Origin of the sequence: Klebsiella michiganensis (assembly GCA_000963575.1) — a bacterium.
Taxonomy (GTDB): Bacteria; Pseudomonadota; Gammaproteobacteria; order Enterobacterales; family Enterobacteriaceae; genus Cedecea; species Cedecea michiganensis_A.
In genome coordinates this window covers 5,009,563-5,035,236 of record CP011077.1, presented here as the reverse complement: position 1 = coordinate 5,035,236, position 25,674 = coordinate 5,009,563, and the positions used below count along the sequence as shown (strand labels likewise).

Sequence of the window (25,674 nt, the reverse complement as noted above, 5' to 3'; positions counted from 1 at the left end):
CGTTAGCTGCGTCCGTTATTCGGCTCAGCCATGAGCCTCGCCCTAAAGGGCCGCCGCGAGCAGCGTTCAAATCTGTCCCGATGCATTTATCTCTGCCTTGCCGCGCTACTCGGCAAGCCTCGACTCTCCGGGGTCAGCGTAAACGCGACTCAAAAAGACCTGAAAGTCTTTTTGTCCTGCCACCCGAATTATCTGGTGTATGGTTTTAAACTAAAATTTCGCTAAATCTATCGCGGTGTTCTTTGGGCGTGGCGTCATATTCTTTTTTGAATACCGAATAGAAATATTGCAAGGACGGGTAGCCACACATCTGCGATATTTCATTGATAGATAAAGACGTTGAAATAAGAAGGCTGCGCGCTTTCTCCAGCTTCTCCGCATGAATCACCGCGTGAATCGTCTCGCCGACCTCCTCTTTAAATCGTTTCTCCAGATTTGAGCGCGAGATCCCCACGGCATCCAGTACTTGCTCGACTTTAATTCCCTTGCAGGCGTGATTGCGGATGTAATGCATCGCCTGGATCACCGCCGGGTCATGCAGCGAACGGTAATCCGTGGAGCGGCGTTCCACAACCCTGACCGGCGGCACAAGTACGCGCTGCAGCGGCAGTATTTCGCTATCCAGCAGGCGGTGTAGCAGTTTGGCCGCCTGATACCCCATCTGGCGTGTGCCCTGTGCCACCGACGAGAGCGCCACCCGGGATAAATAGCGGGTCAGCTCCTCGTTATCGATGCCGATCACACAAAGCTTTTCCGGGACGGGGATATGCAGATGCTCGCAGACCTGTAGCAGGTGGCGGGCGCGGGCGTCGGTGACCGCAATAATGCCGGTCTGGGGCGGCAGCGTTTGTACCCAGTCAGCCAGGCGGTTTTGGGCGTGCTGCCAGTTTTCAGGTGCCGTTTCGATGCCCTGATAAACCACGCCCCGGTACTTCTCCTTCGCAACCAGCTGACGAAAAGCGTGCTCGCGCTCGGCGGCCCAGCGTTTGCCGCTCGAGCCGGGAAGCCCATAAAAAGCAAAACGCTGAACGCCTTTTTCTTTCAATTGCAGGAAGGCACTTTCTACCAGCGCGTGGTTGTCGGTAGCGATGTAATGAACGGCGGGATAGTGCTCCGGCGTGTGGTAGGAGCCACCGACGCCCACAATCGGAACCTCGGCGCCCTCCAGCAGGCGTTCAATCTCCCGATCGTCAAAATCGGCAATCACGCCGTCGCCCAGCCATTCTTTGATGTTATCGATGCGGGCGCGAAAGTCCTCTTCGATAAAAATATCCCACTCTGATTGAGATGCCTGCAAATATTCCCCCACGCCTTCGACCACCTGGCGGTCATAGACTTTATTGGCGTTGAATAACAGCGTGATACGATGACGTTTCTCAAACATGCCGATAGTTTCCCGTAGCTAACCTGATGTCTGAATACCACAGCCGTGAGCGAGCCGGGGAACGCCACCCCGGCATTGTGATCGTTTGCACGTTTTGCCTGCCGGGCCCACTACGCCCGGCGTTTGGTCGCTGAATCCATCCACACCGCGAGCAGTAAAATGGCGCCTTTCACGATGTACTGCCAAAAAGTAGGGACGTCCATCATGCTCATGCCGTTGTCGAGCGAAGCCATAATAAATGCCCCCATCACCGCCCCGGCGACGCTGCCTATGCCGCCTGCCAGGCTGGTGCCACCAATGACGCAGGCGGCAATGGCATCCAGTTCGGCGATATTCCCGGCGGAAGGAGAACCCGCCCCGAGACGTGAGCTAAGAATCAGCCCGGCAATCGCCACCATCAGGCCGTTTATAGCAAACACGGCCAGCTTGGTTCGTTCGACGTTTATTCCCGAAAGGCGTGCCGCATCGATATTGCCGCCGATGGCGTAAATACGGCGGCCAAACGCAGTTCGGGTGGCCATAAACATCCCGGCGAGCAGCAGCAGGGCAAGGATCAGCACCGGCGTGGGGACGCCGCGATAATCGTTCAGGAGCCAGATGGCACCGAGCACGGTAGCCGCGGTGATTGCCTGGCGGCCAACAGCGCCACCCGACGCGGGTGTCGCAAGGCCGAGAGCCTGGCGACGCATACGAAGCCGCCATTGCCAGGCAATAAAGCCCATCAACCCGATAACGCCAACGGTAAAGCCAATGCCGTCTGACAGGTAGCTTTGCCCGATTTGCGACATGGCTGCGCTGGTCGGCGACACGGTGGTGCCATTGGTGATACCGATCAGGATGCCGCGAAATGCCAGCATGCCCGCGAGCGTGACGATAAACGAGGGCACCTTGCGATAGGCAACCCACCATCCGTTCCATGCCCCGAGAATAAGGCCCAGGGCCAGCGTGACGACAATCGTGAGTGGTAAAGGCCAGCCGAGCCAGACGTCAAAAATGGCCGCTACGCCGCCCAGGAGGCCCATCATTGAGCCAACCGAGAGGTCGATTTCAGCCGAAATAATGACGAACACCATGCCCACGGCCAGGATGCCGGTAATGGCCGTTTGCCGGAGCAGGTTGGAGACGTTGCGGGCGCTCAAGTAGGCACCGTCCGTCTGCCAGGTGAAGAACAACATGATGACCAGGATGGCGGCAATCATGACAAAAACCTGCAGATTCAGCGATTTTAATGCCCCAACGGAGGCGCGGCCTGGTGCCGTCATTTTCATTTCAGACAAATTGCTTTTCGACATGGGGGTCACTCCTCAGGGCGGCTTCCATGACCTTTTCCTGGGTCAAATTATGGTTAATCAAATCGGCTTTTATGCGGCCCTCATGCATCACCAGCACGCGATCGCTCAGGCCGAGCACTTCCGGTAGCTCAGAGGAGATGACAATGACGGCTATCCCCTGTTGCACTAGTTGATTGATAAGTTTGTAGATCTCGTATTTAGCACCAATGTCGATGCCTCGCGTGGGTTCATCGAGTATCAGGATGCGCGGATTGAGCAACAGGCAGCGGGCAAGAATCGCTTTTTGCTGGTTCCCGCCGCTCAGGCGGCCAATCGCCAGGTTGGGCGATGACGTTTTGACTTTCAGGCGCGTCAGCGACTGCAGCATGCAGCGCTGCTCTTGCGCCTCATCCAGGCTGCTCAGTACGCCAGAAAACTGACTTAATGCGGCAAGCGTGATGTTTTGCCCCACGGCCATGACCGGTACGATGCCGTCCTTCTTACGGTCTTCCGGCACCATGGCGATGCCGTGCGCGATGGCCTGCTGGCAGTTATTGATACTAACCTGCTGACCATCGATATAAATTTTGCCTTCCCAGCGCCCCGGCCAAACGCCAAACAGGCACTGCACCGCTTCGGTTCTTCCGGCGCCGACCAGCCCGGCAATGCCGAGAATTTCCCCTTTTCGCAGAGAAAAAGAGGCATCGTTGACCCGCTTGATGTGCCGGTTGACCGGGTGCCATGCGGTCAGGTGTTCGACGCGTAGGATCTCATCACCGGTTTGGTGCGGTTCGCTGGGGTACAGCGCGGTCAGTTCCCGGCCAACCATCATGGTGATGATATCGTCCTCACTCATCTGCTTCGCCTCACGAGTGCCGATGGGCTGCCCGTCGCGAATCACACAGATGGTGTCGGAAATGGCTTTCACTTCATTGAGCTTGTGGGAGATATAAATGCAGGCGATGCCGTGCGCCTGCAGATCGCGAATTATCCCAAGCAGAACGGCGGTTTCCTGCTCGGTAAGCGAAGCGGTGGGTTCATCCAGAATCAGCAACCGAACCTGCTTATTCAGCGCCTTCGCGATCTCCACTAGCTGCTGCTGCCCCAGCCCCAGCTCCCCCACGCGTGTTTCCGGGGAAAGCGTCAGGTTCACCTGGGCCAGCAGCTTCTGGCAGCGCAACGTCATGGCATCGAAGTCCAGCAGGCCGCGATGCGTAAGCTCTACGCCCAGGAAGATGTTTTCCAGTACCGTAAGATGTTTCACCAGCGCCAGTTCCTGGTGAATGATGGCGATACCCTTACGTTCGGTGTCGCGAATATGGTTTGCCTGAAGTGGTTCACCGGCAAACCAGATTTCGCCTTCATAGCTGCCGTGGGGATAAATGCCGCACAGCACTTTCATCAGCGTGGATTTACCTGAGCCGTTTTCACCACACAGCGACATCACTTCTCCTGCTTCCAGAGCCAGGCTCACGTTATCCACGGCCTTCACCGGGCCAAAGGATTTGGTGATGTTTTTCATTTCCAACAAATGAGGCATAAGGCTCCTCCTGGTGAAAGAGAAGGCCCGCGTATGCGCAGGCCCGGCGGCTATAGATCGCTCTTTTTGTGGAAACCGTCGGCAATGACGGTGCTGTCGATATTGGTTTTTTCCACCTCAATAGGCGTTAAGAGACGGGATGGGACATCTTTGAGGCCATTATTTAATGTGGCGTCAGCGGCTGGCTGTTTACCTTCACCCAGCTCGACGGCAATTTCAGCGGCGGTGTCCGCCAGTTTGGTAATAGGTTTATAGACGGTCATCGTTTGGGTGCCGGCAATAATGCGCTTAATGCCCGCAAGGTCAGCATCCTGGCCCGAAATTGCGACTTTCCCCGCCAGCCCTTGCGCGCTGAGCGCCTGGATTGCGCCGCCCGCCGTGGCGTCGTTAGACGCGACGACCGCATCAATCTTGTTATTGTTCGCCGTCAGGGCGTTTTCCATAATTTTCAGCGCGTTTTCCGGCAGCCAGCCGTCAACCCACTGATCGCCGACGACTTTAATTTTTCCTTCGTCGATATAAGGCTTCAATACTTTCATCTGCCCGGCACGGAATAATTTCGCATTATTATCCACCGGCGAGCCACCCATTAAGAAATAGTTCCCTTGAGGCACTTTGCTTACGATGCTTTTTGCTTGTAATTCACCGACTTTTTCATTGTCGAAAGAAATATAAAAATCAATGTCGGCATTATTAATCATGCGATCATAGGCAAGCACTTTAATGCCTTCGCGCTTAGCTTCTGCGACTACATTGCTTAATACCTGGCCGTTGTAGGGGATAATCACTAATACATCAACGCCGCGGTTAATCATGTTTTCAATTTGCGACATCTGAGTTTCTTCATTGCCATTGGCGGACTGGACAAAAACTTTCGCGCCTAACGATTCCGCTTTTTTCACAAAAATATCGCGATCTTTTTGCCAGCGCTCGAGGCGCAGGTCGTCAATCGCCATACCGATTTTCACTTCTTTTGCGATGCCACTTACGCTGGTAAGGATAAGTGAGGCACATAGCGTGACTAAGAGGTTCTTTATCTTCATATTATTTTACCTGTAGGGAAAGGGCTTATCGGAGTAAAGAATGATTCATATCAGCAGACGGTTTGAATTGTTATCGCTTCGGGGAAAAGCATCAATTACTGATTTTTATCTTCGCGTTATGTTTTTTTGTTTAATCGTAAAATTATGATGGTGATCTGGTTTTATATTGAATGGCTAATCCGTTGCACTAATTTATGGAAGAGGTTGTGCGATATTTATTTATTATTTTATTCGTTTTTTGCGAGGTGACGCACATTTGAGTATTCTCTCAACCCCAGTGTGAAATAACATAATTGAGCAACCGTCAGGGAAAATTCAGGATGAGCTGACCAGCTATCCTGCCGCAGTTTTCTGATGACGGAGTTAACTATGCAAGATTATTTCGACCAACTCGATCGCGTGCGTTTTGAAGGCCCTAAAACCACCAACCCACTGGCGTTTCGCCACTACAATCCAGATGCATTAATCCTTGGGAAACGCATGGAAGAGCATCTGCGTTTCGCTGCCTGCTACTGGCACACATTCTGCTGGACGGGCGCGGATATGTTCGGCGTGGGGGCATTTGAACGCCCGTGGCAGCAGGCCGGAGATGAGATGGCGCTTGCGAAGCGTAAGGCTGATGTCGCGTTTGAATTTTTCCAGAAACTGGGCGTGCCTTATTACTGCTTTCATGATGTTGACGTGTCGCCGGAAGGGGCGTCGCTTAAGAAATACCTGAACAACTTTGCGCAGATGACAGAAGTGCTGGCGCAAAAACAGCAGGACAGCGGCGTGAAGCTGTTATGGGGTACGGCTAACTGCTTTACCCACCCGCGCTATGGGGCCGGGGCAGCAACGAATCCCGATCCTGAAGTGTTTACCTGGGCGGCGACGCAAGTCGTGACAGCCATGAACGCCACGCATCAATTAGGCGGGGAAAACTATGTACTGTGGGGCGGGCGCGAAGGGTATGAAACCCTGCTGAATACCGACCTGCGGCAGGAGCGTGAGCAAATTGGCCGCTTCATGCAAATGGTCGTGGAGCACAAGCATAAAATCGGCTTCCGTGGCACTTTACTTATCGAACCGAAGCCGCAGGAACCGACCAAACATCAGTACGATTATGATGTGGCAACGGTCTACGGTTTCCTGAAGCAGTTCGGTCTCGAAAAAGAGATAAAGGTCAATATCGAGGCTAACCACGCGACGCTTGCCGGGCACTCATTCCACCACGAAATCGCCAGCGCGATTGCATTGGGTATTTTTGGCTCGGTGGATGCTAACCGGGGCGATCCGCAGCTGGGCTGGGATACCGATCAGTTCCCAAACAGCGTCGAGGAAAACGCGCTGGTGATGTATGAGATCCTGAAAGCCGGTGGGTTCACGACCGGTGGCCTGAACTTCGACGCCAAAGTGCGCCGCCAGAGCACCGACAAATACGACCTGTTCTATGGTCATATCGGCGCAATGGATACGATGGCGCTGGCGCTGAAAGTGGCTGCCCGCATGGTAGAAGACGGTGAGCTCGATAAACGTGTCGCCAAACGCTACGCCGGGTGGAATAGTGAGCTGGGCCAGCAAATTCTTAAAGGGCAGATATCGCTCACACAGCTTGCGCAGTACGCTGAGCAGCACAAGCTGTCCCCCCAGCATCAAAGCGGGCATCAGGAGCTGCTGGAAAACCTGATTAACCATTATTTGTTCGATAACTAAACTTGCCTGCGCCGCTGAAAAGCGGCGCGATATTAAGGAGCTACCATGTATATCGGCATCGATCTTGGCACTTCGGGCGTGAAAGTGATCCTGCTTAGCGAAGCAGGTGAGGTGATGGCAACACGCAGTGAGCCCCTGGCCGTCTCCCGACCTCATTCCCTTTGGTCTGAGCAAGATCCCGAACACTGGTGGCAGGCTACCGATCGTGCGATGCGCGCGCTGGGCACGGAGCACTCACTTAGCGGTGTAAAGGCGATTGGGCTTGCTGGTCAGATGCATGGTGCAACGCTGCTGGACAGCAAACAGCGCGTACTCCGCCCGGCTATCCTTTGGAACGATGGCCGTAGCGGCGAAGAATGTGCGCTGCTGGAGAGCAACGTGGAAGAGGCGAGGGAGATAACCGGCAACCTGATGATGCCCGGTTTTACCGCGCCTAAGCTGCTGTGGGTCGAGCGTCATGAGCCGGAGATTTTTGCGCAGATCAATAAAGTTTTGCTGCCGAAGGACTATCTGCGCCTGAGAATGACCGGCGAATTCGCCAGCGATATGTCCGATGCGGCAGGCACGATGTGGCTGGATGTGGCTAAGCGCGACTGGAGCGAGACGATGCTCGACGCCTGCCGCCTTTCCCGACGGCATATGCCTGAATTGTTCGAGGGCAGCGAAATCACAGGGGCACTAACCCGAGCCGTCGCTGAGGCCTGGAAAATGCCTGCGGTGCCCGTTGTGGCCGGCGGGGGCGACAATGCCGCCGGGGCTATCGGTGTCGGCATGGTCGATGCCGGGCAGGCAATGCTTTCGCTCGGCACATCCGGGGTTTATTTCGCCGTCAGCGACGGCTTCCGCAGCAAGCCGGAAAGCGCAGTGCACAGTTTTTGCCATGCGTTACCTAACCGCTGGCACTTGATGTCGGTCATGCTCAGTGCGGCCTCCTGTCTTGACTGGGCGGCTAAACTCACCGGCCTGGGCAGCGTGCCGGCTCTGCTGGCGGCGGCGGAACAGGCAAATCTGGACGCCGGCGTGGTTTGGTTCCTGCCTTATCTTTCTGGGGAGCGTACTCCGCACAATAACCCGCAGGCTAAAGGCACCTTTTTTGGTCTGACCCATCAACACGGCCCCGCCGAGCTTGCCCGCGCGGTGCTGGAAGGTGTGGGCTATGCGCTGGCGGATGGCATGGATGTTGTGCACGAGTGTGGCATTACGCCGGGCAGCATCACGCTGATTGGCGGCGGCGCACGTAGCCCGTACTGGCGCCAAATGCTGGCGGATATCAGCGGGCAGGTGCTGGATTACCGCACCGGCGGCGAGGTAGGGCCCGCGCTGGGGGCGGCGCGCCTGGCGCAAATCGCGCTTTCCCCAGGGCAGCCTTTACAGGCTCTGCTGCCTCAGCTGCCGCTGGAACAAAGACATCAGCCTGATTTTGCTCGCCACCAGCGCTATGCCGGTCGCCGCCAGGTATTTAACCAGATTTATCAGCAACTGCTGCCGCTGATGTCCTGAGCGTCGCCATTTACCTGAGTGCGTGGGGCTCCAGCAAATATTTAGTGCCGGTCGCGCCGGAGGAATAGGCCGTGATGATGACCGGATCCAGCGCTTCGCTCAGAGATATCTTCGCCGCATAAGTACTGGCAAAGGTGGTTGTCAGCTCTGCGGCAACCTTTTCACGGAGCCGCTGCGTGACGCTTGCCCCGGCTTTAGTGAGAAAGTGGGTCATCAGCCAACCGCCAACGCCCCATGCCGCGCCATAATCACCCTGCAGAAGACGAGGCGAAGGATCCAGTGCGCCATAGATATAAACCTGTTTATGCACGGGTGAACCGTATCGGCTGAACGGAAGTGAGCGCCGCTGGGCCTGTTCCATACATGCCAGTAGCGTGCTGGCCATGGTGCCTCCGCCGATGGCGTCAAAAGCGAGTGTCGCCCCTGTTTCCTCCAGCGCCTGGGTCAGGCGTAGCTCAAAGTCCGGGCGCGAACTGTCGATGATATGGCGAGCGCCCATGCCGGACAGAATATCGACCTGCGCCTGGCGGCGAACAATATTAACCAGCTCAATACCTTCCTGCTGGCATAGCCGGAGAAGCATTTGTCCGAGATTTGAAGCCGCGGCGGTATGTACCAGCGCGGTGTGCCCTTCCCGTCTCATGGTTTCAACCATACCCAGCGCCGTCATCGGGTTGATCGACGCTGCCGCACCTTCCACGGCGGTGACGCCTGCCGGCAGCAAAAAGCAATCTGCGGCCTTTGCCAGCCGATATTGGGCATACATGCCGTCACGCAAAGCCACCACCCGCCCCAGGTACTGCTGTGCGTCACGACCCGCCGCGACGACGGTTCCTGCGCCTTCGTTCCCGACAGCAAGCGCCTGGCCGATACGTCCAGACATCCTCTTTAGTACATCCGGTGGAATGACACCCTGAACCTCAGGGTGTCCATCACCCGTTATCGCCTCCAGCGCGCCTGGTTTCAGGCCGGGGAACATCATCAGGCAGTCGGCGGGATTTATAGGGGCGGCTTCAACCCGAATCACAATTTCGTCATTGGCCGGTGGTGGCACTATCTCTGATTTTGCTTGCAGCGTTAGCGTACCGTCCGGCATCAGGCTTGAGCGGATTACCAGGCCTTCGAAAGCGTCAGTCATGGGGAATGTCCTGAATTGCTGAATTAAGGCGTTATGCCGTCAAAAACGACGCGGCGGGTGTGTTCAACAAAAGCGGCATCCAGCGGAAAGATCCCGGTCAACATTCGGTAAATAATGGGGCCATAAAGCGCGTCAACCAGCGCTTCAAGATCCAGCCCTGAACGAAACTGGCCCAGTTCAATACCTCGCTGGAAAGCGGCCTTGGCGGCTTCACGCCTGGGCTTCAGGTAGCCAATGTAAAATGCGGTACGCATCTCTGCGTCGGCCTGGCTGGCGCCAATCATTTCACCAAAAAGCGCACCAGCGCGACCGCGGTAAACGTGCACCAGGCTATCAATTTGCCGCTCGATATCACGGCGGGCAGAGGCAGTTTCAGGAAATGCGAGCGTGGGGCTGATGGCGGTCAAAAAGGCTTCCACGGCTAAAACACCTTTGCTGGCCCACCAGCGGTAAATGGTCGCCTTTCCTACGCCAGCTCGAGCGGCAACACCTTCAATAGACATGCCCTGAAAGCCCAGGGCATTGAGTTGTTCCCAGGTCGCCTCAAGGATGGCCTGACGTGAAGCTTCGCTGCGTTTGCGCCCGGGGCTGGCGGTTACCTCGTTGTGCATGGGGCTTCATTCCTTTATTCAACCGGAGATATTAATTACGATACGATCCGTTTCATAATTAGGCGAGTGATTTCTGCATCCACCCCACAAAAAGAAAAAGAGCCACTTTTCATGCCGGCATGAAACCGTGGTCGGTGTCTGTGTAATCCCGACCCGCCGCGAGAGAAACACTGTCTTAAACCAGCAGCAATCTGTCCGTTTTTGGTATTAGCGCGTGCGGAATCCCCTGTCAGAATGGTTTTAACCCCATTAACAAGGAGTCCGAATATGTCATGTTCAGCCCTGATCAACATCGATACCCAACAGTCTTTCTTTCATCGAAGCTACTGGCAGCAGGATGATGTCCCGGCGTTCCAGGAGGCGATGCTGGAGCTTATTGCGGGCTGCCAGCGGAAAGGGGTGCCGGTAGTCGATATCTTCCATGTGGATGAAGACGATGTCTTTTCGCTGGCCTCCGGGTTTGTTACGCCGATGCCATTTTTACGCCATCAGCCAGAGGCCAGTTTCCAGAAGCACGTCCACAACGCGTTTACCGATACCGGGCTGGATCGCTGGCTCCGCTCGCGGGACATTAATCATCTGATTATCTGTGGGATCCGCACCGAGCAATGTTGCGAAACCACTGCCCGAGTGGCCTCCGACCTGGGTTACCGGGTTTCTTTTGTTAGTGAGGCAATGCTGACCTTCCCGATGAGCTGGAAAGGCGTTACGCTGGACTCCGCCACCCTGCGCCACCGTACAGAAACCGTGCTGGCGGGGAGGTTCGCCGAAATTCAAACCGTAGCCGAATGCCTGGAGTCGCTGGAATGAGTATAGGGGTCTGGTTTGTGGTGCTGCCGGGGGTTTTGTCCCTCGATCTGAGCGGCCCGGCGGAAACGCTGGTGCTGGCGAGGAACGCATTTGATCTGCACTACATAGGGCCGGACCCTGAGGTTGAAACCTCCATCGGCCTGACTTTCAGCGGCATTCAACCGTTACCCGAAAACCTTCCCCCCGGGAGCCTGCTGGTGCTGCCCGGCGTATGCGATTCAAACCGATTTTTTGCCACGCCGCAGGCGGAAGAGGTCCGACGCTGGTTAACCCGCCTGCAGCCGCAAATCCACAGCCAGCAGCTTAATCTGATGTGCGTTTGTTCCGGGGCGTTGCTGGCAGCCAGGGCGGGGCTGATGCACGGCATTCAGTGCACCACCCATCATGACGTGCTTGAGCGACTGAAAGCCGCGGCACCGGGCGCACAGGTCAAGGATAACCGCATTTTTGTGGAAGATCGGGGTATCTGGACCAGCGCAGGGATTACGTCGGGTATCGATCTCGCTTTGCATTTGATTAACCGCTACTGCGGCCCACGGATGGCGCTGGAAGTTGCCCGAGAGATGGTGGTCTGGTTCCGCCGCTCGGGCGATGACCCGCAGCTTTCGCCCTGGCTTCGCTACCGGAACCATATTCACCCGGCGGTGCACCGCGCGCAGGATCTGCTCTCGTCTGCGCCTGAGGTGGCCTGGCCTATCCCGGAAATTGCTAACCGGGTTCACGTCAGCCCCCGGCATTTATCCCGCCTGTTTCAGCATCACCTGGGCATTTCCGTGCGCGACTACCTCGAGCAGCTCCGACTGGCGGTGGCGGAACAGCGGCTGCAGCAGGGTCAGCGCATGGAGCAGGCGGCCAGCGCCGCAGGATTTTCTTCTCCGCGCCAGTTTCATCGAGCCAGAGGCCGGAGCCGTGACGCTTAGCTAACCAGTTTTTTGCGGTCGAGCTTTCCAACGCCAACGGCCAGTAGCAGGCTGCCCGCCAGCGTCGCGCCGAAAATCCACAGAATATCCAGCACCGGCCAGCGGGTCAGCTCGATATTATGGGTGCGCAGGTAATGGATAATCAGCGCATGAAAACCATAAATCCCCAGCGAGTAGCGTGAGATAAACGTCAGGCCGGGCAGCGGACGCTGGTTCAGGCAGTTCTTCGCGACGACCAGCAGGCTGATAGCCGCGATAAACACCAGCGGGCCGCAGTAGACGTAGAAGGTTTCGGCGAAATTCTGGTTGATGCCTAGCTGCCGGTGAGTGCCCAGGGCAATGGAGATAACGCAAATCACGAACAGGCCACCCGCCAGGCCGCTGACGCCTTTTCTTTGAGTATCGAACATACCAATCGCCCGCCCTAACAGCCCGTAAAGCACGTAGTAGAAGGTATCGCCGTTAATGTAGAGGTTAACGGGCAGCCAGCGCATGTTGCCCAACGTCTGCGGCACCGTGTTGGGGTTTGCCACCACGCCGAGCAGCACCATCAGCCCAAGGATTGTCACAGCGCTGACCTTCTTCACCTGTATTAGCGGAGAAAGCAGGTAAATCACCATAATCGCGAAGAAAAACCACAGGTGATAGAACACCGGCTTGACCAGAATGTAGCGCAGCGCAAGGCCGGTGCTGATAGGGGTAAACAGCCAGATATACAGCAGCGCAATTGCGCTATAAAACAGCAGGCAGCTGGCTATCCGCAAAAAGTGGCGCTGTTGTGCGCTGCGCTCGCCAAAAAACAGATACCCGGAAATCATGAAAAAAAGCGGGACGCTAACGCGTGAAGCCGAGTTCAGAACGTTTGATAAATCCCAGCTAAATGCGGTGACGGCGTGTGGATTCGTGATGTACCAGGTCGTGGTGTGGATCATGACTACCATCAGGCAGGCGATGCCCCGAAGGTTGTCTATCCAGTTTATTTTTTGCTGCATTCGTTCCCCTGAAGCCGCTTGCTTACCTGTGTCCGGAAATGTCTGAGTTTGCCCGGCGCACCTTGCTATCCCCGCGGCGGCTTCGCAAAATGCCTGCAGCACGAGGAGTTGATATAAGAAACCGAGTTTAACGTACTGGTAGCGAATGATGATGGCAGAAAGAAAAAATAGGCTCCTCTTAACCGCTTTTTTGGCGTTAATGCTCAGCGCCTGCAGTTCTACGCCGCAGGAAGGCCAGGCCGCGCAGAAGCTACGTCCGGTTGTTCACACCGCGGCGATGGAGCTTGCCTGTAAAAATCAGGCCGCTTATCGGTACAATACCCAGCCGCAGCGCATTAACCTGTCAGACTTTAAGCAGTACCAGGCCAGCTACGAAATGATGGGCAGTACCGCCCGTAAAGAAGGCTTTACCTGCTCGTTTGATGAAAGTGGTCAATTTTCACACCTTTCCAGCCGCGAAAACTTCAACCAACGCGCAACAACCTGACGCCTTTCTCCCTCACGGCCGTTCCGTTGCCGTGTTGATACAACTCGACCGCGTTTGCGTATATACTGGCCGCTTCTCTTAAATCCACCGAACGCGTGCGAATTCAACATGCAAAAGTTTGATACCAAGACCTTTCAAGGCCTGATCCTGACTTTACAGGACTACTGGGCTCGCCAGGGCTGCACCATTGTTCAACCTTTGGACATGGAAGTGGGCGCAGGCACCTCTCACCCGATGACCTGTCTGCGTGCCCTGGGGCCGGAGCCAATGGCCACCGCTTATGTGCAGCCGTCCCGCCGTCCTACCGATGGCCGCTACGGCGAAAACCCGAACCGTTTACAGCACTACTACCAGTTCCAGGTGGTGATTAAACCTTCTCCGGACAACATTCAGGAGCTGTACCTCGGGTCGCTGAAAGAGCTGGGTATGGATCCGGAGATCCATGACATTCGTTTCGTGGAAGATAACTGGGAAAACCCAACGCTTGGCGCATGGGGCCTGGGCTGGGAAGTCTGGCTCAACGGCATGGAAGTGACGCAGTTCACTTACTTCCAGCAGGTCGGCGGCCTGGAGTGTAAGCCGGTGACCGGCGAAATCACCTACGGTTTAGAGCGTCTGGCAATGTACATTCAGGGCGTAGACAGCGTTTACGACCTCGTGTGGAGCGACGGCCCGCTGGGTAAAACTACCTACGGCGATGTGTTCCACCAGAACGAAGTGGAGCAGTCCACCTATAACTTCGAATACGCCGACGTGGACTTCCTGTTCACCTGCTTCGAGCAGTATGAGAAAGAAGCGCAGCAGCTGCTGGCGCTGGAAACTCCGCTGCCGCTGCCGGCCTACGAACGTATTCTGAAAGCCGCTCACAGCTTTAACCTGCTGGATGCGCGCAAGGCCATTTCCGTGACCGAGCGCCAGCGCTACATTCTGCGCATTCGCACCCTGACCAAAGCCGTGGCCGAAGCCTACTACGCTTCTCGTGAAGCGCTTGGCTTCCCGATGTGCAATAAGAACAACTAAGAGGCCGCCATGTCTGAAAAAACTTTTCTGGTGGAGATCGGCACTGAAGAGCTGCCACCAAAAGCCCTGCGCAGCCTGGCTGAATCCTTCGCTGCCAACGTTACCGCCGAGCTGGATGCGGCCAACATCGCCCACGGCGAGGTAAAATGGTTTGCTGCCCCGCGTCGCCTGGCGCTGAAAATCGCTAATCTGGCGGCTTCTCAGCCGGATCGCGAAGTCGAAAAACGCGGCCCTGCGGTGTCTGCGGCATTCGATGCCGAAGGTAAACCAAGCAAAGCCGCCGAGGGCTGGGCTCGTGGCTGCGGGATCACCGTAGACCAGGCCGAGCGTCTGGCTACCGATAAAGGCGAGTGGCTGATGTACCGCGCCCATGTGAAGGGCGAAAGCGTGCAGGCTCTGCTGCCGAACATGGTAGCCACTTCTCTGGCGAAACTGCCTATTCCTAAGCTGATGCGCTGGGGCGCGTCCGACATTCAGTTCGTACGTCCGATTCATACCGTGACGCTGCTGCTGGGTGACGAACTGATTCCTGCCACCATTCTTGGCATTCAGTCCGCCCGCGTAATTCGCGGCCATCGCTTTATGGGCGAGCCGGAGTTCACCATCGACAATGCCGACCAGTACCCGCAGATCCTGCTGGAACGCGGGAAGGTCATTGCTGATTACGAGGCGCGTAAAGCCGTCATCAAACGTGATGCCGAAGAAGCTGCCCGTAAAATCGGCGGTCAGGCTGACCTGAGCGAAAGCCTGCTGGAAGAAGTCACCTCGCTGGTGGAATGGCCGGTGGTGCTGACCGCGAAATTCGAAGAGAAATTCCTGGCCGTGCCTGCCGAAGCGCTGGTTTACACCATGAAGGGTGACCAGAAGTACTTCCCGGTTTACGACAACAGCGGCAAACTGCTGCCGAACTTCATCTTCGTGGCGAACATCGAGTCCAAAGATCCGGGGCAGATCATCTCCGGTAACGAGAAAGTGGTTCGCCCGCGCCTGGCAGATGCCGAGTTCTTCTTCAACACCGACCGTAAAAAGCGTCTGGAAGACAACCTGCCGCGTCTGGAAACCGTGCTGTTCCAGAAAGAGCTGGGCACCCTGCGCGACAAAACCAACCGTATCGAAGCCCTTTCCGGCTGGATTGCCGGCCAGATTGGTGCCGACGTGAACCACGCGACCCGTGCAGGCCTGCTGTCCAAGTGCGACCTGATGACCAACATGGTGTTCGAGTTTACCGACACCCAGGGCGTGATGGGCATGCACTACGCGCGCCACGACGGCGAAGCGGAAGACGTGGCGGTTGCGCTGAACGAGCAGTACCAGCCACGCTTTGCGGGCGATGCCCTGCCGTCTAACCTGGTGGCCTGTGCGGTGGCGATTGCCGACAAGATGGACACCCTCGCGGGTATCTTCGGCATCGGCCAGCATCCGAAAGGCGATAAAGACCCGTTCGCACTGCGCCGCGCTGCGCTGGGCGTGCTGCGTATTATCGTCGAGAAAAACCTGCCGCTGGATCTGCAGACCCTGACCGAAGAAGCGGTTCGCCTCTACGGCAGCAAGCTGACCAACACCAATGTGGTGGATGAGGTTATCGACTTTATGCTGGGTCGCTTCCGCACCTGGTATCAGGAAGAAGGCCACGCGGTTGACACCATCCAGGCAGTACTGGCGCGTCGTCCTACCAAACCGGCTGACTTCGATGCTCGCATGAAGGCGGTTTCCCACTTCCGTACTCTGGAAGCGGCGGCGTCTCTGGCGGCGGCTAACAAGCGTGTTTCCAACATTCTTGCCAAGTCTGACGAAGTGCTGAACGACACCGTGCATGCGACAGTGCTGAAAGAAGCTGAAGAAATTCGTCTGGCGACCAACGTCGTCGTGCTGCGCGATAAACTGCAGCCGTACTTCGCCGAAGGCCGTTACCAGGAAGCCCTGGAAGAGCTGGCCAATCTGCGCGAGCCGGTGGATGAGTTCTTCGAGAAGGTGATGGTAAACGCAGAAGATAAAGAGCTGCGTATTAACCGCCTGACGTTGCTGACCAAGCTGCGCGAGCTGTTCCTGCAGGTGGCGGACATCTCTCTGCTGCAGTAATCCTTCAGCCCGCTTCGGCGGGTTAATTTGCCGACAAAGAGGGAAAACGTGGTTTTTCCCTCTTTGTGATTATCAGTTGAAAATCAATGAATTGATTTTCCAGGCTTATTCTAAAACCCATTCCGTGCAGTTCTTCTCGTCATTTTGATCGCCCTTCTCATAAAATCCCCTTCGAATTTTTATTAATTTTTTTACTTTCAAATATCAATGGATTAACAAAAAGTCGCGCCAGGGGCGGTAAGGGAAATCTGCGCCGGACCGATATATCTCATATCGGCCATTACCTCAGGAACGTTGGGCGCTATGAAAAATATCAAAGTTATCACCGGAATTATCACCACGCTGGGGATCTTCAGCGTGCTCTTGCTAGTGACCGGGGCGCTGTACTACTCCTCCGTCAGCAGCGATCGCCTGAACTTCCAGAATACCGGCCTGCTGAACTACCAGCAGCAGCAGCTTGGCGGCAGCTTCCAGACGCTGGTTGAAACTCGCGTCACCATCAACCGCGTGGCGATTCGCGTTCTGAAAAATCAGCGTGACCCAGCCTCGCTGGAGGCGATGAACAAGCTGTTGGCGAATGCCGGTGTGCTGCTGGCCGACGCGCAAAAGCAGTTTTCCAGCTACATGGACTCCGACGATGTGCCGGGCCAGGATAAAGCCCTCGACGACAAAGCGGCGGCCAGCTTCAAGCAAATGCATGACGTCATGGCCCAGTCCATTCAGTTCCTGAAGGCCGATAACTACCAGGCTTACGGCAACCTGGATGCCCAGCAGGCTCAGGACGATTTCAAAGCCGTTTACGGTCAGTGGCTGGCGCAGAACACCCGGCTGTTGAAGGCCGCCAGCGCGGAGAACCAAAGCAGCTACACCGGTATGCTCTGGACGCTGGGCACCATTTTACTGATTGTCATCGCGGCGCTGGTGGTTATCTGGCTGGGCCTGCAGCGCGTGCTGCTGGGACCGCTGAAAAATGTGATGGGGCATATCCAGGCTATCTCCGAGGGGGATTTAACCCGCGCGATCGACGCCGAAGGGCGCAGCGAAATGAGCCGCCTGTCTGCCGGGCTTAAAACTATGCAGCAGTCGCTGGCGAAGACCGTGAGCGTGGTGCGCGACAATGCGGATTCCATTTACACCGGGGCCAGCGAAATTTCCGCCGGCAGCAGCGATCTTTCTTCCCGCACCGAGCAGCAGGCGGCGGCGCTGGAAGAGACGGCGGCCAGTATGGAGCAGTTGACCGCGACCGTGAAGCAGAACACCGATAATGCGCGACAGGCAACCGGTCTGGCGAAAAACGCCTCCGAAACCGCGCAGAAAGGCGGTCGCGTGGTGGATAGCGTGGTCAGCACCATGAACGAAATCGCCGAAAGCTCGGGCAAAATCGTGGATATCACCAGCGTTATCGACAGCATTGCCTTCCAGACCAACATTCTGGCGCTTAACGCCGCGGTAGAAGCCGCCCGGGCGGGTGAGCAAGGGCGCGGATTTGCCGTGGTTGCGGGAGAAGTCAGAACCCTGGCCAGCCGCAGCGCACAGGCTGCGAAAGAGATCAAAGTGCTGATTGAAAACTCTGTGTCGCGCATTGATACCGGCTCCAGCCAGGTTCGTGAAGCGGGGGCCACCATGAAGGAGATCGTTTCGGCGGTCACCCGTGTGACTGACATCATGGGCGAAATTGCGTCGGCCTCTGAAGAGCAAAGCAAAGGCATTGAGCAGGTGGCGCAGGCGGTATCCGAGATGGACAGCGTGACCCAGCAGAACGCCTCGCTGGTGGAAGAGTCCGCTTCTGCCGCTGCGGCGCTTGAAGACCAGGCGAGCGAGCTGCGCCTGGCGGTGGCGGTGTTCCAGCTCCAGCAATCCGGCGGTCGCCGTGTGGAGCCGGCGCAGGAAAAACTCCGCCCACAGCCAGCCATATTAAAACCGCAGGCGGCCTCAGCCTCTGATGCTAACTGGGAAACGTTCTGATTTTTTGATTGCCAGCCCTGAACTAAGCCAGTCTGGGGGCGGTGTCCGAAAGCATATGCCTACGGATTCCGCCACCGCGAATATGCATTATTCATCCTGCTGATGGCTGGCAGGATGACACCTTAAATTGGCCGGGCGTCTTGCCAAATCTCAACCGAAACGCCTCGATGTAAGCGCTGATATTGCTGTAGCCGCTTCGCTCGGCGACTTCACTGATGGGCAAACCCGCAGTGATCCACTGAAGTGAAGACACTATTTTCGCCTGTTGTCGCCACTGACTGAAGCTCAGGCCGGTTTGCTGAGTGAACAAACGGCTAAGATTTCTGACGCTCAGCCCCCATTGTTGAGCCAGCTGTGCCTGACCGAGCCGGGTGGCGGGGTGTCTCAATAATTCCTCTGCAACGTTACGCGCCCGGCGGTCGGAGGGCAGAGTGAGCTCCAGAGGCCATTGTGGGAGCTGCTTTATTTCATGGCCCAGGAGTGTGAGAAGGCTACATAAATAATCTGATGGCAGAGATTGGTTAGCATTCAGTTCCAGGCGTGCCAGAAGCGCAAACACAAAATGGTCCGCCCCATAAATCCCTGGCACAGATGGGAATAAGGCGCAGGAGGCTGGAGAGAGATAAAGACTGCTTCCTTTTACGCTGCCAGGGAACCAGGCCCGGTGCTCTATTCCAGAGGGAAACCATCCCAACGTTCCCGCGGTAACGTGCCACTGCGCCTGCAGCGTTTCAATCACCATCACGCCCTGCTCAAGCCAATACAGTTGCCCCGAGGTATGTTTGTGCCAGGGCGTTGAGTGGTGGCGCAAATAATCAATTTTTTGTGTTTTTACCATATGGCTGGTTAACCGCATAAGTTGTCCTGATACGGATAATAGCGATTTATTAATGCTTCGTAGACTGGAGGCTCCAGCAAAAGGAGTTTTCTATGAAATCGCAAAGCCAAAGCGTCATTGACGCATTACAGGAAATTATTTGTTGCCCCGAGCATGATGAAAACAAAATTGCACGGTACTTTGCTCCGGATTACCGGCAAATCGTTGATGGCAAATTACTGAGCTATGATGACTTCATTAATCATATGAGCGCGCTAAAAGCGCAGACCCAAAAAATGCACCTGTTGGTCAAAGCAGCCGTTGCTGAAGGAGACACGGTATTTACGCAGCACTATGTAAAAGTCGAGAAAAATCAGGGTGAATGGAGTGAATTTGAAGTGTTCGCCCGATTTACCTTACTGGCTGGAAAAATTCATCGCTGTGAAGAGCTAACCCGGATGATTCGTGGGGGGAGCGAGGACAGTGATTTTGGCAGCAGGTGCTAATTTTTCTCATCGCCCATGGCGGATGTTGCCAGGGGCGGAGGCTACGAAGGTGGCTTATTAATGACAAACCCCGCATCACGGCGGGGTTGTTTTCTTTCGGCACAGCGATTTTCTAACTGATTAACTGTTTACTAAGGCCTGGGTTGGCCTGAATCAGACGCATTAATTTCAGTTCGGTGATGGAGGGCTTAAGTCTTCTGGACTCCCATTCCTGCACCATCGTTACGCTAACCCCCATCGCCTGAGCAAAATCATCGATTTTTAGTCCGGTACTTTTACGTAGCTGCTCAAACTCCGAGAAGGCGCTGGGTTTCTGACTCAGGCTAACGACCTGATTATCTTTAAAAACAATCTGCTCAAGACTGCTAAGCAGCTCAATCATTGGATCTTTATATTCCATTGAGAACTCCTCATAAATCACACAGCGAGAACGTGAACGCAAAGAAGCCTATTAACTGTAGCTGGATTTAAAGCGTGCGTGGGATCACGTTAGTGGCTAAACGTGCCGTAAAAGCAGGCTTATGCGTTTCAGCTGAATGTTTATCGTCATTAAGCGACTGAAAAGCCTGCAACCAGGCGGGGTTAGTATAAAAGTGTAAATAGTTATGCGCTCTCTGGCATTGCGACAGGGCTGCAGCCCGCGGCGGCACTGGGTGGAGATGAAATTTTTCTGGGCTGTATTATTAACTTATATTAAGAAATAACTCGCCGATTATCCGATAAATATCCTGAATAAATTAGATTGGATGTTATTTATTAGATATCTAACGAATTAATTGTGGTTTTTGTTTTGTCTCCGTTTATTAATGATGGGTTTCACTGTCATTGTTGTTCGGAATTATTATTTAAAAAAATAAATAAAGAGCTTTTGTTTTTGTATCTGGAAATCAATGGATTTAATTAACCAATATTAAATAAAGGATGATTATTTTGAAAAAACCTCTGGCCATCTCGACATCGGTATTACTCCTTTTACTGCCTGTTGTTTCCCATGCACAAGACGGTGAAGTGTTTTTTACTTTGGGCGGCGGCGTCGCGTATGCGCCGGCTTATGAGGGGGCTAAAAAATATCGGCCAGCCGCGATTGTCGATATTGGTTTGGGCTATAGCCACGCAAATTGGGGCCGCGTAGCTTTGTGGGATGACGGCCTGAGCTGGGCCTTGCCTCTGGATGGGCCGTTTGGTGTGGAGCTCTTGCTGGACTACGATCCAGGCCGTGATGAGGTGATTGACACGCTCAATGGGCGGGACAAAACGCTGATGGGCATGGGGGATTTAGGTGGCGCGTTACAGGTGGGCGTGGAGCTGAGTTACCAGCTTGACCCTTTCCGTACCTATGTTAGAGCCCTACAGGCAACGAAGAAAAGGCACTATGGCGGAGAGGATTTGGGCCGTACGCTGCTGGCCGAACTGGGGGTTGATACCCTTACGCCCCTTAACGATCGGCTTTCTCTGCAAACCAATCTCTATACAACATGGGCAAACAGCGGCTATCAACGCGGCTATTTTGGTGTGACCCCTGCACAGGCGCAGCGCACGGCTTTTTCTACCTGGCGGCCGGGCAGCGGTTTTAAAGATGTCACGTTTGCTGCGGCGCTTAATTATGAATGGACCCAAAATATAGCGCTGCAGGCGGGAGTGGGTGTCACAGCATTAGTGGGCGATGCAGCCAAAAGCCCGATTGTTGAAAAGAAAGTGGCCGGACTGAGTTTCGTTAGTGCCAGCTACAGTTTCTGATATTTGTTTTAGACGAGGTTGCGTTTCATTCTGCATACCCAGATGTATCGAGCGGCCAGATTACCGGTCGCTTTCTTTTTTGGCTTTTATTATTGTCCCATTACTAAATGTATGGCCTTTGATCTTGTTCAACCAGCGCCTGGCCGTCGCTGAGGGCAGTCAAGGTAAAACCCCGTTCGCCGCGGAAAGAGATTGTTGCGAAAGGGTATCTTGCGAAGGGCTGTTGGACTATTCTTAGCATCGTTATTGGGTGGCAATTTGCCAGGTAGTGCATTGGTGACAGGAGTAGAAATGATGGCGACAGGTAAGTCCTGGTCTCGCTGGTTTGCGCCGCTGGCGGCGTTATTAATGGTGGTGAGCCTGAGTGGTTGCTTCGATAAAGAAGGCGACCAGCGTAAGGCGTTCATCGATTTTCTGCAAAACACGGCCATGCGTAGCGGCGACCGCCTGCCGACGCTGACGTCAGATCAGAAAAAACAGTTTGGCCCGCTGGTCTCTGACTACGCCATTCTTTACGGCTTCTCCCAGCAGGTTAGCCAGGCAATGGACGAAGGTATGAAGCCGGTCGTGGATAGCGTGAACAGCATCCGCTCTCCGCAGGATTACATGACCCAGCGCGACGCGTTGCGTCAGGCTAACGGTTCGCTGAATGTTTTGGGTCAGCAGGTTCAGAATGCCAAAATGCAGGCCGACGGTGCGCTTGCGGCACTGAAGCAGCCTGACGATCTGAAAACCGTTTACTATCAGGTTTACCAGAAAGTGGTAACCGGGCCGGCTAACGCCATGGCGCCGCTGATCCCAGCCGCGCAGACCCTGACCCAGCAGCTGGTTCAGGTGGGTGATTTTATCGCCCAGCAGGGGACGCAAGTTGGCTTTGCTAACGGCGGGATTCAGTTCCCTACTTCCCAGCAGGCAAGTCAGTACAACTCGCTGATTGGCCCGTTGTCCGCTCAGCATCAGGCGTTTGCTCAGGCCTGGAGCGCAGCGCAGACCGCAACGCAGTAAGCTGTGTGAGCAAAAAAAAGCGGAGCGCTTAACGGCGACTCCGCTTTTTTTATGGGCAGCGAATGGTGACAAATTTAGTCTAAATTTGACCCCGTCTTTCATTGTTCATAAAACAGACGGCATCTGCGTTACTGGAGCGAAACGATGCCTAAAACAATGCCGCAAAAACGGCGCGTGAAAGTTTTAGCCCCCCGGGGTCTTTGCAGGGGGAGCCTGGATCACCAAAAACGGTGTGGCAGAGTTTATATGTTCAGACGGCCGCAGAGCGCCAGCTTGAAGAAGCAGAGAAGATGAGGGAGCGTCAGAATAATGCGTTACTGAAACTCATCATGAAGGCAAAGCTGGAAGCCGCCAGCGATGCTACTTTCATCTCCTGATGAGGCGCTGGCAAAACTGCGTCAATCCAGGAAATAAGAGGGGGCATCAAGGATGAGTCGATCCATAACTCTTGCTGAAACGGCGGCAACCAGCCTCCAGGATATCGCGTTTTTTAAAGCGCAGGTTATGGGTAATAACGAAGCAGCAAAGCTGATTGATGACCTGTTGCTACGTTCAGTTTCGGCCATTTCTCTCGATCCTGCCCGCGATTGGTTTAACGGTATTTTGGCCGATAAAGGAATACGTATCCGAGAATGGCCGGGTACAGATAATGAATACCGCTGCTTTTATGACGACGGCGATCCGCGCCGGGTAGTCATGCTGCTTTATGCCAGTATGAAGGAGGATTTTGAGTCCGCCTTATACCGGCATAACGTGATTTATTCGACGGGCTAGCGTTTCTCTGGCCCGCCGAAAAAACTATTTCAGCACCTGCGGGTTCACGCAGTTCACTTCCACCTTTCCGGTCAGCGCGGTAATCAGGTTTTCCACCGCACATTCCGCCATGCCGTAGCGGGTTTCATGGGTGGCAGAGCCTATATGCGGCAGAGCTACCACGTTTGGCATGCCGAGCAGCGGGGAGTCCAGCGGCAGCGGCTCCTGTTCGAAGACATCCAGCCCGGCGGCGTGAATTTTGCCCTCTTCGAGCGCCTGAATCAGCGCTTTTTCGTCAACCACCGGGCCGCGCCCGACGTTGATCAGAATGGCGGAGGACTTCATCTTCGCAATTTGCTCTGCGCCAATCAGGTGGCGAGTTTCTTCGCTCAACGGCAGCAGAATACAAACGAAATCAGACTCTGCCAGCAGGGTATCCAGGTCGCAGTAGCGGGCGTTAAAACGCTCTTCCGCCTCTTTATGATGGCGGCGGGCGTTGTACAGAATTGGCATGCTGAAGCCGAAATGCGCGCGCTGCGCCAGCGCCAGGCCAATACGCCCCATCCCCAGAATACCGAGCGTTTTATGATGCACGTCGATGCCAAACCAGTCAGCACCGATGCTGCTTTGCCATTCGCCGACTTTCACGCGTTCGGCGACTTCTACCACGCGGCGCGCGCTGGAGAGGATCAGAGCCATGGCGGTGTCGGCGACGGTTTCGGTCAGCACCGTCGGGGTGTGCATCAGCACTACGCCGTGCTCGTTCAGGGCGTCCACATTGAAGTTATCGTAGCCGACAGAGACGGTAGAAGCCGCGCGCAGCTTTGGTGTCCTGGCCAGAAACGCGCCGTCGACTTTGCCGCCGGAGCCCAGGATACCTTCCGCGTTGGCGAAAAGTTCTGCGTTCGCTTGCACGGTTTCCGGGCTGATATCGTCCAGTTGGGTGACGGTAAAGTGGCTTTCAAGCCGGGACAGCAGGTTGTCAGGCAGCGCCTTGTAGAGGATGACGGACGGCTTCATGAGATTCTCCGTTTTCGGTTAAACGCGAACCGGGCGGCGGGGCGCCCGGCGCGGGGTCAGGCGTGATGTGCGCCGGACGGAATTTGTTGATGGTTAGCAGGCTTAACAATCAGAGTAAGCCATACCGAGGCGAGCAGCGCCAGCCCCATAAAGACATAGGACGCCGCCGGGCTGCCGGTGGCCCCGTTCAGGTAGCCCACAAACCAGGAGCCGACGAAGGAACCCAGCGCGCCCATGCTGTTGATTAAGGCCATCGCGCCACCGGCAACGTTCTTCGGCAGCATCTCCGGGATAATGGCGAAGAACGGGCCATAAGGGGCGTACATGGCGGCGCCAGCAATCACCAGCAGCGTGTAAGACACCCAGAAATGATTGGCGCCGACCAGCCAGGAGCCGAGGAACGCCAGCGCCCCAATTAATAGCAGCGGCCAGACAAACAGCTTCCGGTTTTGCATTTTGTCCGATGCCCAGGAGACGGCTATCATCGCAATAGTTGCCGCCAGATAAGGCACGGAAGAGAGCCAGCCGACTTCCACCATTCCCATGCCTGCCGTACCCGCACTGCGGATAATGGATGGCAGCCACAGCACGAAACCGTACACGCCGATGCTCCAGGCAAAATACTGCATGCACAGAATAACCACGTTACGTGACCGGAAGGCTTCACTGTAGTTACGCACGGCTTTGATGCCTTCCTGCTCTTTCTGCAACTGCGCCTGCAGTGCGGATTTTTCACTGTCGGACAGCCAGCCCACCTGGGCAGGTTTATCTTTTACCAGCATCCACCAGGCAAACGCCCAAATCACCGCCGGGATCCCTTCGATGATAAACATCTCACGCCAGCCGAAAGCCTGAATCAGGTAGCCGGAAACGACCGACATCCAGAGCACGGTGACCGGGTTGCCGAGGATCAGGAAGGTATTGGCGCGGGAGCGTTCGGATTTGGTAAACCAGTTGCTGATATAAATCAGCATCGCTGGCATCACCGCCGCCTCAACCACGCCGAGGACAAAGCGGATGGCGGCCAGCATTGGAATGTTGCTCACCACGCCCGTCAGCGAGGCGCAGCCGCCCCATAAAATCAGGCAGACAAAGATAAGTTTGCGCACGCTGCGGCGCTCGGCGTACATCGCCCCGGGGATCTGGAAGAAGAAGTAGCCGAGGAAGAACAGCGCACCCAGCAGCGATGAAATGCCTTTGGTGATGCCGAGGTCGTCGTTGATGCCTGCGGCGGAGGCGAAGCTGAAATTGGCGCGGTCGAGGTAAGCCAGGCTATACGTGATAAACACGATAGGCATGATGTACCACCAGCGCTTTGGCGCGATTGTCTGGTTTTTCATGAGAGTGCCTCTATCTTGAGGTTAACCGTCTCGCTGTGTATGTA

Annotated in this window: 23 protein-coding genes and 1 pseudogene; 13 read left to right on the top strand and 11 right to left on the bottom strand. The window is 55.4% G+C overall.

The window, feature by feature from the left end:
• Positions 1–205: 205 nt before the first annotated feature.
• From VW41_23350 to xylF, 4 genes are all read right to left on the bottom strand, one after another.
• Positions 206–1,384, bottom strand: coding sequence for a XylR family transcriptional regulator (locus VW41_23350; protein AJZ91742.1), 1,179 nt, complete (start codon positions 1,382–1,384; stop codon positions 206–208).
• A gap of 110 nt (positions 1,385–1,494) precedes the next feature.
• Positions 1,495–2,676 carry a sugar ABC transporter permease gene (locus tag VW41_23345; GenBank protein ID AJZ91741.1) on the bottom strand — a complete coding sequence of 394 codons (1,182 nt, stop codon included), beginning with the start codon at positions 2,674–2,676 and terminating at the stop codon, positions 1,495–1,497.
• Positions 2,654–4,195, bottom strand: a complete 1,542-nt coding sequence (locus tag VW41_23340; GenBank protein AJZ91740.1) for a xylose transporter — start codon at positions 4,193–4,195, stop codon at positions 2,654–2,656. The genes VW41_23345 and VW41_23340 overlap by 23 nt, the downstream gene beginning before the upstream one ends.
• Positions 4,196–4,245: 50 nt before the next feature.
• Positions 4,246–5,238: a D-xylose transporter subunit XylF gene (gene xylF / locus VW41_23335; protein ID AJZ91739.1), complete on the bottom strand. Its 993-nt coding sequence runs from the start codon at positions 5,236–5,238 to the stop codon at positions 4,246–4,248.
• Positions 5,239–5,607: 369 nt separating this feature from the next.
• Here xylF and VW41_23330 point away from each other — a divergent pair, with 369 nt between their 5' ends.
• Together VW41_23330 and VW41_23325 are read left to right on the top strand one after the other, a co-directional pair.
• On the top strand, positions 5,608–6,930 hold the full coding sequence (locus tag VW41_23330; GenBank protein ID AJZ91738.1) for a xylose isomerase: 1,323 nt from the start codon (positions 5,608–5,610) through the stop codon (positions 6,928–6,930).
• A 45-nt stretch (positions 6,931–6,975) separates the two neighbouring features.
• Positions 6,976–8,430: a xylulose kinase gene (locus VW41_23325; GenBank protein ID AJZ91737.1), complete on the top strand. Its 1,455-nt coding sequence runs from the start codon at positions 6,976–6,978 to the stop codon at positions 8,428–8,430.
• A gap of 10 nt (positions 8,431–8,440) precedes the next feature.
• Here the strand turns inward: VW41_23325 and VW41_23320 are convergent, their stop codons facing one another.
• Together VW41_23320 and VW41_23315 are read right to left on the bottom strand one after the other, a co-directional pair.
• Entirely contained in the window at positions 8,441–9,568 is a 1,128-nt protein-coding gene (locus VW41_23320; protein ID AJZ91736.1) for an NADH oxidase, read from the bottom strand.
• Positions 9,569–9,591: 23 nt separating this feature from the next.
• Positions 9,592–10,179 carry a hypothetical protein gene (locus tag VW41_23315; GenBank protein ID AJZ91735.1) on the bottom strand — a complete coding sequence of 196 codons (588 nt, stop codon included), beginning with the start codon at positions 10,177–10,179 and terminating at the stop codon, positions 9,592–9,594.
• Between the two features lie 267 nt (positions 10,180–10,446).
• Here VW41_23315 and VW41_23310 point away from each other — a divergent pair, with 267 nt between their 5' ends.
• Together VW41_23310 and VW41_23305 are read left to right on the top strand one after the other, a co-directional pair.
• Positions 10,447–10,989: a hydrolase gene (locus tag VW41_23310; protein AJZ91734.1), complete on the top strand. Its 543-nt coding sequence runs from the start codon at positions 10,447–10,449 to the stop codon at positions 10,987–10,989.
• Positions 10,986–11,909, top strand: a complete 924-nt coding sequence (locus tag VW41_23305) for an AraC family transcriptional regulator (GenBank protein ID AJZ91733.1) — start codon at positions 10,986–10,988, stop codon at positions 11,907–11,909. The genes VW41_23310 and VW41_23305 overlap by 4 nt, the downstream gene beginning before the upstream one ends.
• On the opposite strand, the gene VW41_23300 is transcribed toward VW41_23305, so the two are convergent.
• Complete coding sequence (locus VW41_23300; GenBank protein AJZ91732.1) at positions 11,906–12,901, bottom strand: acetyltransferase; 996 nt, start codon at positions 12,899–12,901, stop codon at positions 11,906–11,908. The genes VW41_23305 and VW41_23300 overlap by 4 nt on opposite strands.
• 145 nt (positions 12,902–13,046) lie before the next feature.
• Between VW41_23300 and VW41_23295 the strand changes: the two genes are divergently transcribed.
• The 4 genes from VW41_23295 to VW41_23280 all read left to right on the top strand — a co-directional run bounded on the left by VW41_23295 (position 13,047) and on the right by VW41_23280 (position 18,452).
• Positions 13,047–13,388 (top strand): lipoprotein, encoded by a 342-nt coding sequence (locus VW41_23295; GenBank protein ID AJZ91731.1) that lies wholly within the window; start codon positions 13,047–13,049, stop codon positions 13,386–13,388.
• 108 nt (positions 13,389–13,496) lie between these two features.
• On the top strand, positions 13,497–14,408 hold the full coding sequence (locus VW41_23290) for a glycyl-tRNA synthetase (protein AJZ91730.1): 912 nt from the start codon (positions 13,497–13,499) through the stop codon (positions 14,406–14,408).
• A 9-nt stretch (positions 14,409–14,417) separates the two neighbouring features.
• On the top strand, positions 14,418–16,487 hold the full coding sequence (locus VW41_23285) for a hypothetical protein (protein ID AJZ91729.1): 2,070 nt from the start codon (positions 14,418–14,420) through the stop codon (positions 16,485–16,487).
• 303 nt (positions 16,488–16,790) lie between these two features.
• The gene (locus VW41_23280; protein ID AJZ91728.1) at positions 16,791–18,452 is read left to right on the top strand and encodes a chemotaxis protein; all 1,662 of its coding nucleotides are present in this window, start codon (positions 16,791–16,793) and stop codon (positions 18,450–18,452) included.
• Positions 18,453–18,543: 91 nt separating this feature from the next.
• Here VW41_23280 and VW41_23275 read toward each other — a convergent pair whose 3' ends face one another.
• Positions 18,544–19,290 (bottom strand): transcriptional regulator, encoded by a 747-nt coding sequence (locus VW41_23275; GenBank protein AJZ92073.1) that lies wholly within the window; start codon positions 19,288–19,290, stop codon positions 18,544–18,546.
• A gap of 92 nt (positions 19,291–19,382) precedes the next feature.
• On the opposite strand from VW41_23275, the gene VW41_23270 reads away from it, so the two are divergent.
• The gene (locus tag VW41_23270) at positions 19,383–19,775 is read left to right on the top strand and encodes a hypothetical protein (protein AJZ91727.1); all 393 of its coding nucleotides are present in this window, start codon (positions 19,383–19,385) and stop codon (positions 19,773–19,775) included.
• Positions 19,776–19,887: 112 nt separating this feature from the next.
• Here VW41_23270 and VW41_23265 read toward each other — a convergent pair whose 3' ends face one another.
• Entirely contained in the window at positions 19,888–20,175 is a 288-nt protein-coding gene (locus VW41_23265) for a transcriptional regulator (protein ID AJZ91726.1), read from the bottom strand.
• Between the two features lie 521 nt (positions 20,176–20,696).
• Between VW41_23265 and VW41_23260 the strand changes: the two genes are divergently transcribed.
• The 4 genes and pseudogenes from VW41_23260 (at position 20,697) to VW41_23245 (ending at position 23,291) form a co-directional block, all read left to right on the top strand.
• Entirely contained in the window at positions 20,697–21,512 is an 816-nt protein-coding gene (locus VW41_23260) for a structural protein MipA (protein AJZ91725.1), read from the top strand.
• A gap of 294 nt (positions 21,513–21,806) precedes the next feature.
• A complete protein-coding gene (locus tag VW41_23255) occupies positions 21,807–22,517 on the top strand; it encodes a hypothetical protein (GenBank protein ID AJZ92072.1) in 711 nt (236 codons plus the stop codon).
• Positions 22,518–22,707: 190 nt separating this feature from the next.
• Positions 22,708–22,931, top strand: a pseudogene (locus tag VW41_23250) (hypothetical protein).
• Between the two features lie 15 nt (positions 22,932–22,946).
• Positions 22,947–23,291 carry a hypothetical protein gene (locus VW41_23245; GenBank protein AJZ91724.1) on the top strand — a complete coding sequence of 115 codons (345 nt, stop codon included), beginning with the start codon at positions 22,947–22,949 and terminating at the stop codon, positions 23,289–23,291.
• A 24-nt stretch (positions 23,292–23,315) separates the two neighbouring features.
• On the opposite strand, the gene VW41_23240 is transcribed toward VW41_23245, so the two are convergent.
• Together VW41_23240 and VW41_23235 are read right to left on the bottom strand one after the other, a co-directional pair.
• Complete coding sequence (locus VW41_23240; GenBank protein AJZ91723.1) at positions 23,316–24,290, bottom strand: bifunctional glyoxylate/hydroxypyruvate reductase B; 975 nt, start codon at positions 24,288–24,290, stop codon at positions 23,316–23,318.
• Between the two features lie 56 nt (positions 24,291–24,346).
• Complete coding sequence (locus VW41_23235) at positions 24,347–25,630, bottom strand: MFS transporter (protein ID AJZ91722.1); 1,284 nt, start codon at positions 25,628–25,630, stop codon at positions 24,347–24,349.
• Between the last annotated feature and the right edge of the window lie 44 nt (positions 25,631–25,674).